10 protein-coding genes are annotated in these 12,475 nt (G+C 42.0%); 8 read left to right on the top strand and 2 right to left on the bottom strand.

Annotated features, from left to right (window positions below):
* Positions 1-69 precede the first annotated feature (69 nt).
* From H5181_RS15415 to H5181_RS15400, 4 genes are all read left to right on the top strand, one after another.
* Entirely contained in the window at positions 70-2,157 is a 2,088-nt protein-coding gene (locus H5181_RS15415) for a M13 family metallopeptidase (protein ID WP_011636318.1), read from the top strand.
* Positions 2,158-2,372: 215 nt separating this feature from the next.
* A complete protein-coding gene (locus tag H5181_RS15410; RefSeq protein WP_011636317.1) occupies positions 2,373-3,152 on the top strand; it encodes a GTP pyrophosphokinase in 780 nt (259 codons plus the stop codon).
* A 115-nt stretch (positions 3,153-3,267) separates the two neighbouring features.
* Positions 3,268-3,669 (top strand): SMI1/KNR4 family protein, encoded by a 402-nt coding sequence (locus tag H5181_RS15405; protein WP_011636316.1) that lies wholly within the window; start codon positions 3,268-3,270, stop codon positions 3,667-3,669.
* A gap of 91 nt (positions 3,670-3,760) precedes the next feature.
* Positions 3,761-4,261, top strand: a complete 501-nt coding sequence (locus tag H5181_RS15400) for a DUF4447 family protein (protein ID WP_041412800.1) — start codon at positions 3,761-3,763, stop codon at positions 4,259-4,261.
* 62 nt (positions 4,262-4,323) lie between these two features.
* Here the strand turns inward: H5181_RS15400 and H5181_RS15395 are convergent, their stop codons facing one another.
* Together H5181_RS15395 and H5181_RS15390 are read right to left on the bottom strand one after the other, a co-directional pair.
* Positions 4,324-4,956 (bottom strand): glutathione S-transferase family protein, encoded by a 633-nt coding sequence (locus H5181_RS15395; protein ID WP_182751452.1) that lies wholly within the window; start codon positions 4,954-4,956, stop codon positions 4,324-4,326.
* 98 nt (positions 4,957-5,054) lie between these two features.
* The gene (locus H5181_RS15390; protein ID WP_123777263.1) at positions 5,055-7,622 is read right to left on the bottom strand and encodes a TonB-dependent receptor; all 2,568 of its coding nucleotides are present in this window, start codon (positions 7,620-7,622) and stop codon (positions 5,055-5,057) included.
* A 224-nt stretch (positions 7,623-7,846) separates the two neighbouring features.
* Here H5181_RS15390 and H5181_RS15385 point away from each other — a divergent pair, with 224 nt between their 5' ends.
* From H5181_RS15385 to H5181_RS15370, 4 genes are all read left to right on the top strand, one after another.
* Entirely contained in the window at positions 7,847-8,386 is a 540-nt protein-coding gene (locus H5181_RS15385) for a PH domain-containing protein (RefSeq protein ID WP_182751451.1), read from the top strand.
* Positions 8,387-8,398: 12 nt separating this feature from the next.
* Positions 8,399-9,664 (top strand): Nramp family divalent metal transporter, encoded by a 1,266-nt coding sequence (locus tag H5181_RS15380; protein WP_011636311.1) that lies wholly within the window; start codon positions 8,399-8,401, stop codon positions 9,662-9,664.
* Positions 9,665-9,990: 326 nt separating this feature from the next.
* Positions 9,991-10,455, top strand: a complete 465-nt coding sequence (locus H5181_RS15375) for a DUF1456 family protein (RefSeq protein ID WP_011636310.1) — start codon at positions 9,991-9,993, stop codon at positions 10,453-10,455.
* A 286-nt stretch (positions 10,456-10,741) separates the two neighbouring features.
* Positions 10,742-12,430, top strand: coding sequence for an NAD-dependent malic enzyme (locus H5181_RS15370; protein WP_011636309.1), 1,689 nt, complete (start codon positions 10,742-10,744; stop codon positions 12,428-12,430).
* The last annotated feature ends 45 nt before the right edge of the window (positions 12,431-12,475 follow it).

Here is a 12,475-nt window from a genome sequence, read left to right as displayed (position 1 = left end):
TACTGAATTAAGCGACACTGATCGCAATGCCCCATTGAAGGGCTCTTTACATCAAGCAAAGGAAACAACATGAGAAAATTGGTTATTGGCGGTCTATGCGCCTCATTAATTGCAGGCTTGAGTGCTTGTAGTGATGACAAGGCAGTCGTTACGCCTGCTGCAGATGTCGCAAAAACAGCTACTGCAGCTGCAGTAGAAAAAGCACTTACATCTGGCATCACGTTTGACAACATCGACAAGTCAGTGCGCCCACAAGACGATTTTTACATGTATGTTAACGGCGCATGGATGAAAAATGCTGAAATCCCTGGCGACCGTACCAACATTGGTGCATTTTACGACCTACGTGAAAATGCACGTGATGACGTTAAAGCCATCATTGAAGACTTAAGCGCGACGCCAAACCTAGCCGATGGCACTGATGAACAGAAAGTAGCTGATTTATATCGTTCATTTATGGACGTTGAAACGCTAAATAAATTAGGTATTGCGCCAATTCAAGCTGATTTAGATAAAATTGCCGCACTAAAAGATAAAAAAGAATTAACCGCGTTTTTTGGTGAAAACCAAGCAAACGGTGGTGGTACACCTTTAGCATTCTATGTTGAAATTGATGCTAAAGATTCAAGCCGTTACGCCACACACATTTGGCAATATGGTTTAAGCCTGCCAGAAAAAGATTACTACTTTAATCAAGAAGAACGCTTCGTCAACATCCGTAAAGCCTATGTTGAACACATTGAAAAAATGTACAATCTTGCTGGCTTACCTAATGCAAAAGCAAATGCTGAAGCCATTCTTGCACTTGAAACTCAAATTGCAGAAAAGCATTGGGACGTTGTTGAAACGCGCGACAGTACTAAAACATACAACCTATACCAAGTTAAGAACTTGCCAGAATTGGCATCAGAAATTAACTGGGATGGTTATTTAGCAGCGCTTGGCGGCGACAAGCAAACTGATATTATTATCAACCAACCAAGTTATATCCAAGGTTTAAACGAGGTGCTTAAAAATAACGACCTTGATACTTGGAAAAACTACATGACTTGGATGGCATTGACACATAATGCCAGCAATTTATCTGAAGCATTAGATAACGAAAACTTTGAGTTTTTCTCTAAGACACTTAATGGTCAAGAAGAGCAAGAAACTCGCTGGAAGCGTGGCGTGAGCACGGTAAGTGACACGCTAGGCGAAGTTGTGGGTAAAGTGTATGTGAAACGTCACTTTGCACCTGAAGCTAAAACCCGTATGGAACAGTTAGTTGAAAACTTACGTGGCGCTTATAGTTCAAGCATTGACTCACTAGATTGGATGAGTGCTGATACTAAAGTTGCTGCAAAAGACAAACTGGCTAAATTTAATCCTAAAATTGGTTACCCGAACAAATGGGATGACTACAGCAAACTGACCATTAAAGCAGATGACTTAGTGGGTAACGCTAAACGTGCGGCGATTGTTGAGCATAACAAAGGCTTAGCTAAGTTAGGCCAACCAATCGATAAAGACGAGTGGCACATGACGCCACAAACCGTTAACGCTTACTACAACCCAACCATGAACGAAATCGTGTTCCCTGCTGCGATTTTACAACCACCATTCTTCAACTTAGAAGCTGATGATGCGGTTAACTATGGTGGTATTGGTGCGGTTATTGGCCACGAAATGGGCCATGGTTTTGATGACCAAGGTGCTAAATTTGATGGCGAAGGTAACATGCGTGACTGGTGGACCGAAGCTGACTTAAAAGCATTCGAGTCAAAAGGCAATGCATTAATCGCTCAGTACAATGGTTATCAAGTATTTGACGACCTACACGTAAACGGCAGCCTAACATTAGGTGAGAACATTGGTGACTTATCAGGTGTGACTATCGCCTATAAAGCTTACAAAATGTCACTTGATGGTAAAGAAGCACCGGTTATTGATGGCTTAACAGGCGATCAACGTTTCTTCATGGGCTTCACTCAAATTTGGCGAGTGAAGATGAAAGAAGAAGCAATGCGTAACCGCGTAGCAACTGATCCGCATTCACCAGGTCATTTCCGTGCATTAGGTGCGTTATCTAACATGCCTGAGTTCTACAGCACTTATGACGTGAAAGAAGGCGACAAGATGTACATTGAGCCAGCTAGTCGCGTAAAAATTTGGTAATCACCAAGGCGAATGACTGACTTAGGTCACATTTACACAAAAAAAAGGGCATCGAAAGATGCTCTTTTTTATTATAAAAAAACTAACCACTTGATAATAAAAACGAATACAACACATAGCCAAGTTAATATATATCATTAAACCTTGTTCATTCAGCCCCTATTCAGCCAAAAAGCGGTACATTGGATTAACAGACATTATGCTGGAGCTATTCAATGAATAAGTTGTTTCGTACCTTCTTTATATTCTTAATTTTACTGTCTACACGTGGTGCTATTGCCCAGCCTAACGAGCTTAAATACACCAAGCTAGCTCAGCCATCTGACTTCAGCCAAAAATCATCTAATGATATTGAGCAGCTAATGGCGCTTTATGATCACAACACCGACTTGGTGACACAAGATAGTGATAACTTGCATGCTCTGATGTCACGGGCACCGGCGGCGCAGCAAGAACTGATTGACCTACTTCACTTCATTGACCAATCAAGTAATACCAAAACCATTCTTCCTGCTACCAAAAGTTATCAGCGTGCAGCTCAAAAAGTGCAAACTAAATTTAATGGCGATGCCAGCCAACTAACCGATATAGCACGGGCAAGTGTGGTGGCCTATGACGTAAAAAGCTTGCTATCAAGTTACCAACAGTTGAGCCAATACACCGAAATTGTGCAATTGAAAAATCGTTTTGCTCACCCTAAAGTATCAGGTTATCGTGATTTAAATGTATTAGTGAAATTACCCGTAAGCCAAATGGTGGTTGAAGTACAATTTCATTTAAATGATATTGCCGACATTAAAAGTGGCCCTGAACATCATGTTTATGAGCAAATCCAGCAGATTGAGTCTCAGGCTAAAGCCACATCAAGACGCTTAAATGACATAGAGCAAGCCACTATCGCTAAACTGCGTCAAGACTCTCACAAGCAGTATCACAAAGCGTGGTTAAGCTACAAACGTCAAAGTTTATACAGTTCACAACGCCAAGTTGCATAGTATCCACACCACCCTTTAGCGCTCATATGAGCGCTTTTTTTTTGCCAAACAAGATCCGCAACAATCACATCTGCTATACTCGCGCCCATTACGAAACGATCTGCTGGACAATGCGATGAATGACATTATTGAACAACTACAAGAATTAAGCGAAACCGTACCGGTGCCGTTAGAATTGCCAACTTTTGAGCAACTTGTAGAAGTTGAAGAACAGATCTTAATTGGTTTACCCAATGATTTAAAAGAATTCTTACTGTATGGCAGCGATGTTATTTATGGCACGCTTGAACCTGTTACCGCTGCCGATCCATCTTCACATACCTACTTACCTGAAGTAGCTTGTTATGCTTGGTCTATTGGATTACCTCGCGAACAAATTGCCATTTGCCAAATCGGTGATAGCTTTTATTGTATTGATGAAGAAAGCCAAGTGTTGTTTTGGAAAAAAGGCCGATTTAGCGACAAAGTATGGGAATCATTTTGGCATTGGGCCGAAGACGTGTGGCTTAATCGATAATCCTATCTACTAGCCTAGGTTGGAGTTAACTAACCCAACGCGAGATAATAAGCGCTTATTAAACAAATTATCACTAACAATGAGAACGATCATGTCGAAAAATACCGGTTTAAATGCAATTGAAATTCAATGTTTACGTCAGTCTTTAGGCCTAACAACTGAACAGGTTGCTAGCATCACTAAAGCCAGTAATGAAGACGTGATGGCATGGGAATCTGGCGAGCAAGAAGCGCCTATTCCGGCTCAAAAAAAGTTACTAGAAATCGATGATATTATCGAAATGCAAGTGCTCAACACCTCTGACGGTATTGAAGAGCTTTTTAAAAAAGAGCCTAAGCGTCGGTTAGCGTTTGTGGTGTATCCGACTCAAGCGCTATATACCCAATACAATCCAGAATTTTTAAGCACTTTGCCATTAACTGAATTATACAATGCCGCAGCTTGGCGTATTAAAAAAGAATGCAAACTTGTACTTGAAGTGGATGTGAGTTTGGTGGCACTAGATGCTGAAGCATACAAAGCTTATCGCGCTGATAACGGCATGAGCGAAAGCCGTGAAAGCCGTGCGAAATGGGCTGCTACTCAATTATAAAAAGTCTGCATATTGCCAGTAAATAATCAAAAGGAAGCCTTGTGCTTCCTTTTTAATGACTGTTATTTCGTTGCATTAACAAGTGGTGCTGTTTTGGCGAGTGCTGCGGCCAAAGCAGGACGTTGCTTTAATCGATCGCGATAAGCGGACAACTTAGGCGGCAGATGTTGCTCGAATCCCAAAGCCCAACCTAAGGTTTGTGCGAGTAAAATATCGGCAACCATAGGCGAGCTACCACATACAAACCCAGACTCTGGTATCCAAGTTTCTGCAATAGCAGCTGCTTGATCAAACTCCCATTTAGCCACAGCAAACATGGCATCTACGCGCAATTCTTTTGGCAACGCAAAACGATGTTTACCCATGCTCCACAGTGGTTGTTCAAGTTCGCTAATCACAAAGCTCATCCAGCGCTCATGAATACCCGACGTTTGAGTACCCGGTTTTGGTAACCATTTACCTTGGCCGTACTTTTCAGCTAAATAACGCATAATGGCCGCGGATTCAGTTAACACAAAGTCACCATCGGTGAGTACTGGCATTTTGCCACTAGGGTTAAGGGCTAAAAATGCGTCACGTTTATTTTCACCTTTGGCAAAATCAATAAAATGAAATTGCCATTCAACGCCTAATTCTTCTAAAAGCCAAGATACTCGGAGTGCTCGACTTTTTTGAGTTCCATATAACGTAATCATGTTGAATCCTTTTGGGGTAATCCAATCAATTCGTACAATAAAAAAAGCCACATTGCACCTTAAGTGAATGTGGCTATCGATATCTTATGACGTTGCCATTAGAACTTCATTGTGACTTTAGTATAAATATAACGGCCTAGTGGGTTATGTACGCCCATTGCGTAACCATAAAGGTCAGCATCGCCATCACCAATCGCAAATGATGGCTCTTCATCAAACACGTTATTTACACCTACAGATAACTTAACAGTATCGTTGAAACGATATGAACCAGACATATCAACTAACAACTGTGCATCAACAGTACGAGTTTTGTTGTAGTCTTCAAACTCACCGATATAGCTTAAGTTAACGTTAGCCGTAAAGTCGTCCATGTTCCAGTTGGTTGTTGCCAACCAACGGTGTTGTGGATACTCGTACTCACCGGTGTAGTCAATCGTTGTTCCATCAACTTCTTTTTCAAAGCTGATTAAGTAGCTGTACTCTAAACCAAACTTAATATCACCATAGCTGTTTAACTCAAGACCGTAATGGCTAGATAAATCGATACCTTGTACTTCTTGTGAGCCAATATTGACAAATGCTGACTTGATTACGTCAATTGAGCCAAATGTTTCGCCCGCTTGCGGTGCATTACGTAAACAAATAGTGCTGTTTTGATCATTACAGTTTTCGTCGTAAAGATCTTGGTTTTGCAATGAGTCAATTTTGTGATCTTGGAGAATATTGTATAAATCAAAACCAATATCAAACTGCTGACTTGGTGCCCAAATCATACCGACGTTCCAAGTCTCAGACTCTTCCGCTTTAAGATTCGGGTTGCCAGCAAATATAAAGTTGTAGTCAAGCAATTCACAGTCGACGTTATCTGCTGCACAACGATAGCTATCGGTTAAAAAGTCACTTTTTTCAGAAGGGCCTAAACCAATTTGCGCTAATGATGGTGCACGGAAACCTGTGGACCAAGAACCACGTGCAGTTATCTCGTCACTAATACCCCACTGGAAAGCAATTTTAGGGTTAGTGGTTGAACCAAAGTCACTGTAGCTGTCATAACGACCGGCAAGTTGTAATTCAAAGTTATCTGCAATAGGAATTGATAATTCTACATAGGCAGCATGTTGATCACGCGAACCAAATGCTGACACCGCTTCAGTACCAAAAATAAGACCGCGTTGGAACTGCTCATCTGGAATGTCACTAACGCTTTCTTCGCGGTATTCTGCACCTGCAGCCATCATGATATCGCGATCTGCGATGGTAAATGCATGGCCCGAAATACTCGCATCATAAGCTGTGATGCTCGACTTACCTTGTCTTACTAGACTTGTTGTGATGCGATCAATCACATCTTGCGAGTTCATAGTGCCGCCAAACGGGTTGTAGTTACCGGCATCAATTTCGGCTTGTAAGTAATCAGTTCTTACCCAACCTTGTGAGCGGTCACCGGTTTGAGTAGATTCACTGCGGCCACGTTGCGCTGATACTTCCCAGTCCCAATCATTGATAACGCCACGAAGACCAGCAACAATACGCATGGTATCTGATTCGATATCCCAACGACGTGCGCCAGCATCAACTGTACGGTAACGACCGATATCAATGTCTTGTCCAAATGGATTGTTAGGATGAGAACCAGGCACGGTTAAACCAGCATCTTCATCTAATGGCGTTGGTGCACCACCCGCTTCAGAGGTGTTATGTTGTACAGATAACTCTAAAAATGCAGTTAAATCTTCACCGAGCATGTAATCAAATTGGCCAATAGCACCAACACGCTCAGACGTTGGAATGGTTAAATTGTATGGACCGTAATCAAACAAACAACTGCCACTTGCTGTGGCATTCTCAGCGGGGCAATCAGGATCGATGGTTTTCACACCATTAACATAAAAATACCCTGGAAAGCCTCGCGATGAACGGTAATCTTCACCGCCATAAGGTGATTGGTTAGCAGTGCCAAAACGGCCCATATCGCTTGCTGACAAAGTGCCATTAGTAAAGTAATCAAGAATAACTGACGCACTGCCTTTGTCGGCTTTTACGCCCCACACTAAGCTGGCTGTGGTTTCGTCATAACCCGTACCGCTGTCGTCGCCATAACCTAGGTTAATTTCAAGCCCTTCGATGTCTTTTCTTAATATGATGTTAACCACACCAGCAATAGCATCAGAACCATAAATAGCTGAAGCACCGTCTTTAAGAATATCAATGCGCTCAATTGCTGATACAGGGATGTTGTTGATATCAACAAATGAATTCGAAATCCCTTCAGCAAAGGCACTCGATCCCACTCGGCGACCATTGATAAGTACCAAAGTGGCATCTGGCCCTAAGCCACGTAAACTGATTGATGCGCCACCGTTAGCGGTAGAATCTTGGCTGTTACCACGAGTAGAAAATGCGCCAGAACCGTTTGCAGGCATACGTTCAAGCAATTGTTGTAGGTTATCAAAACCCATGTTGGCAATATCGTCTTTATTCAACGATTGAACTGGCGATGGTCCTTCAATATCAGTCCGTTTGATACGAGAACCGGTCACTTCAATTCGTTCAACTTTTGATTGTGCACCTGCTTCGGCAGCTTGAGAAACGAGTGCGATAGGGGCAAGGGACAGTGAAACGGCGATGGCGCAAGCACTACGCAATAGGTTAGTTTTTTTCATGATCATCCTTAACGTTAATTTATTGTTTTACATCCTTGACTGCTGCACACTGCCGTTTAAAACTATAACGACGTGCAACTCGTACGGATTTATTTTTACGTAACCAAGTTAAGTTATTTATTAACAAAGTCAACACAAGCCAGTAATGTAAATGTAACTAGTTACTTACACAAGAATAAATACTTAAAAAAAGTGAATTTAAAAGCTTTTGATATGGAGATCAAATGAGTGACAAAACCCTAGTTAGTGCCCACTTTCATGCAAACCTAGGTCTGTACTGGTTATTGTCTGGCAGCGTATTCATTTTCCTAAGTGTCGTTGGTATTCCATTGTTATTATTATGGTTTCCCCTAGGATTACTGGCGACAAAGCGTTACATCAATAACATGAGTGCTGAATTAACCGAGCAAAAACTCATCGTCCGCAAAGGGTTGTTTACTCGAACAGAAAATACCGTTCCATTGGATAAAATCACCGATATGGCACTTATCCAAGGTCCCATTATGCGCATATTTGGCATTCATAAACTTACCGTAGAAACCGCCGGGCAATCTGGCGCAGGGGCGTTAATTAGCTTAATTGGCGTCATAAATGTAGTCGATTTTAGAGCACAAGTACTGGCACAAAAAACACAACTCAGTGAACGGCAAAACAGCGCATCAGCTCGTCCAAATACCGATGTATTAATCCTCGACAATCTACAACAAATGAACGCCACCTTATTGCGAATAGAACGATCATTAACCGCTAAACAATCAAACTAGGTCTTTTTTAACATGCTTAATCAACAAACTGCATCAGCCTTACCGTGGGTCTCTCGTGTTAGCACACTGTTTAAAGCCACAGGACCAGGAATCTTAATGGCCGCCGCCGCAATTGGCGCTTCTCACCTAGTGGCCTCAACTCGAGCAGGTGCCGAATTTGGTTGGCAACTGGCGTGGCTCATTTTATTAGTCAATATCGTTAAGTATCCTTTCTTCGCGGCTGGCGCTCGCTACACCGCAGCAACTGATGAGAGTTTATTGCACGGTTATCAAAAGCAAGGGCGCGGGTATTTGATGCTGTTTACTGGGCTTAATGTTATTGCCGCCATTGCCAGTACGGCTGGGGTATGTATGTTAACGGCGGCAATGTTAACCCAGTTTATTCCGCTATCAATTGACGTATTAGCGCTGATTGTATTGGCCAGCTCATTAGCATTATTAATTTTCGGCCACTACAAACTGCTTGATAAAATGACTAAAATTATCATGTTGGCTCTTACGCTAACCACCTTGGTAGCCGTGGCATTAGCCTTTAATCGTTATAGCGGATTCGGCACTCCAGTGGTCAGTGAATCTCCTTGGCAATGGGCATACGTCGGTTTTTTAGTAGCGATGATGGGTTGGATGCCAGCTCCGATAGAGGTAAGTACTTGGAACTCGTTATGGTTAATAGAAAAACGTAAAACCCAAACGGTAACTGCCAAGCAGGCTATTTTTGATTTTAATCTAGGCTATGTCACCACGGCATTACTGGCGATTGTATTTTTAGCGTTAGGCGCATTAGTGATGCACGGCAGTGGCGAGCGTTTTTCAGACTCAGGTGCGGTATTTGCCTCACAATTGATCACCCTTTATAGCCAAGTCATGGGAAATGAAAGCCGCTATCTAATTGGGATTGTTGCATTTTTATGTATATTTAGTACCACGGTTACTGTGATAGATGGCTACAGTCGCACACTTGATATGGGCTGGCGATTACTGTCTCACAACACGTCACCACGCAGTTATTTAACCCAGGTGATGCTCGGGATCAGCGCGCTTGGTTTATTACTCATTTTATTCTTTAAAGGCGCCTTATTACCGCTGCTTGAATTTGTGATGATCCTTGCCTTTATGACTACCGTTATTTTTGCATGGCTTAACTTCCGTTTAATGACAAGTAACACCTTGGCTAAAAAACATCGTTATGGCCGTGTGATGGTTGGGTTGTCTTGGATTGGTTTATTGTATTTAGTTAGCTTCGCTATCTTGTTTATTTATTGGTATTTCACAAAATAATCTCACTAAAAGCCTAGAGGCTAGACCCTTCTATCCGTAAGCGCTGCCTTCGCTTGTTATCATTTTTTAAGCTGTTCCTGAGATGACAAGCGGTGACGAGCGATATCAAGCAATGACAAGCAAGAGCCTAGAGGCTAGACCCTTCTATCCGTAAGCGCAGCGTTCGCTTGTTATCGCTTGTTATCATTTTTTAAGCAGTCCCTAGCAGCGTTAGAAATCGATTGCAGCTCAAGCAGGATTAATCTGACTAATCAGTGATTACCCGCTATAATAGTGTTTCGTCAACTGACCTAAACCATTTATGCGCAGCCGCGCCAGAGAACCTTATGATTAACAATGATATTCTTCGCCGTATTCGCTTTGTGTTTGACTATTCAAATGCCAAAATGATTAACATTTTCAGCCAAGCCAAAGTAGACATGTCTTCAGAGCAAATTATTGCGCTGTTGAAAAAAGAGGAAGAAGAAGGTTATCAAGCGTGTAATGACACATTAATGTGCCAATTCTTAGATGGTTTGATCATTCAAAATCGTGGTTTAAAGCCTGGAGCTGAAGTACCAGTGCCTTTAAAGCAACTTACTAATAATCTTATATTCAAAAAATTACGCGTAGCGCTAGAAATGCGTGAAGAAGATATTATTGCCGCATTAGCTTTAGCAGATTTTTCAATGACTAAATCTGAACTAGGTGCGCTATTCCGTAACCCTGACCATAAAAACTATAAACCTTGTGGCGACCAGGTGTTAAGAAACTTCGTTAAAGGTTTATCAATCAAACATCGCGGTAAGTAATATTCGTTAGGATTTTGAGATAATACTTTATTAATGCGTAGCTTAGGCTGCGCATTTTTGTTTGTGGCGTTTACATTTAAACAATAATAATTTTGCATTTACACCATGCGATTGTTCACATAGTAATGACACAATAGTAAGTGATGAGTAGAAGTACCTAACAATAATGTGATTTTACTCACTTAACAGACCACAAAAAAGATCAGACGTGATAATCTACAATCATAAAAAAAACCAGCCCTATTCTAATAACGATCTAACTGGATCTAACACATTAAGGTTCCCCATGGACGATAACAAACGCCCCCTCTATCTTCCTTTTGCCGGCCCAGCGATTCTTGAATCACCTCTGCTTAATAAAGGCAGTGCATTTAGTGAAGAAGAACGAATTTATTTCAACCTCGAAGGCCTCATTCCTTGGGTAATTGAAACCATTGATGAGCAAGCCGCTCGCGCTTACGCACAATTTAAAAACTTCACCAATGATCTCGATAAGCACATTTATTTGCGCAATATTCAGGATACTAACGAAACCTTATTTTATCGTTTAGTGCGTAATAACATCAGTGAAATGATGCCGATTATCTACACGCCTACAGTCGGCTTAGCCTGTGAACGCTTCTCTAAAAATTACCGTCGTAATCGTGGCTTATTCATTTCGTATCCTAACAAAGATCGCATTGATGATATTTTAAATAACTCGACTCGCCATAAAGTCAAAGTCATCGTGGTGACAGACGGAGAACGTATTCTCGGTTTAGGCGACCAAGGCATAGGCGGTATGGGGATCCCAATTGGTAAATTATCGCTATACACTAGTTGTGGTGGCATAAGCCCGGCGTATTGTCTTGCTGTGACGTTAGATGTTGGTACTGATAACCCACAACTTCTTGAAGACCCTATGTATATGGGCTGGCGTCATCAACGTATTGGCGGCGATGAATATGCTGAATTTGTTGAAGAATTTATGCAAGCCGTCAGCCGTCGCTGGCCTGATGCATTAATTCAGTTCGAAGATTTTGCACAAAAAAATGCCATGCCATTACTTGAGCGTTATAAAGATCAATATTGCAGTTTCAATGATGATATCCAGGGCACGGCAGCTGTTACGGTTGGCTCACTATTGGCTGCTTGTAAAGCCGCTAATAGTAAACTCAGCGAACAACGCATCACCTTCTTAGGTGCGGGTAGCGCAGGTTGCGGTATTGCCGAAGCGATTGTGGCGACAATGGTATCTGAGGGCATTAGCGATCAACAAGCTCGCTCACAAGTGTTTATGGTCGATCGTTGGGGCTTATTACTCGATAATATGCCTAACCTACTCCCTTTCCAACAGAAGCTAGCTCAACCTTGTGCCACGATAGAAGCTTGGGACAATTACAGTGACAATATCTCGTTACTTGATGTAGTTAACAATGCTAAACCAACGGTACTTATCGGAGTATCAGGCTCTCCAGGGTTATTTACTGAAGAAATCATTAAAGCAATGCACAGCCATTGTAAACGTCCGATAGTATTCCCATTATCGAATCCAACAAGCCGTGTAGAAGCGACTCCTAAGGACATCCTTAATTGGACATCGGGCCAAGCACTCGTGGCAACGGGCAGTCCATTTGAACCAGTAATAGTCAATGGCGAAACTTTTGAGATAGCGCAGTGTAATAATAGCTTTATCTTCCCAGGTATTGGCTTAGGCGTATTATCTTGTGGTGCAAGACGTGTATCTGATGAAATGTTAATGGCTTCAAGTCGTGCTTTAGCGGAGTGTTCACCATTAGGTAAAGACGGTGTTGGCTCGCTATTACCTCGCCTTGAAGATATTCAAACTGTTAGTAAATATATTGCTTTTGCTGTTGCTAAAGCAGCTATTGATCAAGGTTTAGCATTACCTTGTACCGATGAGTTACTGCAACAATCGATTGAGGCTAACTTCTGGGAACCTGAATATCGTCGTTACAAACGTACCTCATTCTAACAATGATTAAGTACGACTCAGCGCTTTAGAATGATAAAGCGCTGA

The sequence above is a fragment of the Shewanella sp. SG44-2 genome, from assembly GCF_014164215.1.
Classification (GTDB): domain Bacteria; phylum Pseudomonadota; class Gammaproteobacteria; order Enterobacterales; family Shewanellaceae; genus Shewanella; species Shewanella frigidimarina.
This window is presented reverse-complemented; position numbering and strand designations above follow the sequence as displayed.

Excerpts from the sequence above, each read along its gene's own strand:
- H5181_RS15415 (WP_011636318.1), top strand. The coding sequence starts at position 70 with ATGAGAAAATTGGTTATTGGCGGTCTATGCGCCTCATTAATTGCAGGC.
- H5181_RS15410 (WP_011636317.1), top strand. The coding sequence starts at position 2,373 with ATGAATAAGTTGTTTCGTACCTTCTTTATATTCTTAATTTTACTGTCT.
- H5181_RS15405 (WP_011636316.1), top strand. The coding sequence starts at position 3,268 with ATGAATGACATTATTGAACAACTACAAGAATTAAGCGAAACCGTACCG.
- H5181_RS15400 (WP_041412800.1), top strand. The coding sequence starts at position 3,761 with ATGTCGAAAAATACCGGTTTAAATGCAATTGAAATTCAATGTTTACGT.
- H5181_RS15395 (WP_182751452.1), bottom strand. The coding sequence starts at position 4,956 with ATGATTACGTTATATGGAACTCAAAAAAGTCGAGCACTCCGAGTATCT.
- H5181_RS15390 (WP_123777263.1), bottom strand. The coding sequence starts at position 7,622 with ATGAAAAAAACTAACCTATTGCGTAGTGCTTGCGCCATCGCCGTTTCA.
- H5181_RS15385 (WP_182751451.1), top strand. The coding sequence starts at position 7,847 with ATGAGTGACAAAACCCTAGTTAGTGCCCACTTTCATGCAAACCTAGGT.
- H5181_RS15380 (WP_011636311.1), top strand. The coding sequence starts at position 8,399 with ATGCTTAATCAACAAACTGCATCAGCCTTACCGTGGGTCTCTCGTGTT.
- H5181_RS15375 (WP_011636310.1), top strand. The coding sequence starts at position 9,991 with ATGATTAACAATGATATTCTTCGCCGTATTCGCTTTGTGTTTGACTAT.
- H5181_RS15370 (WP_011636309.1), top strand. The coding sequence starts at position 10,742 with ATGGACGATAACAAACGCCCCCTCTATCTTCCTTTTGCCGGCCCAGCG.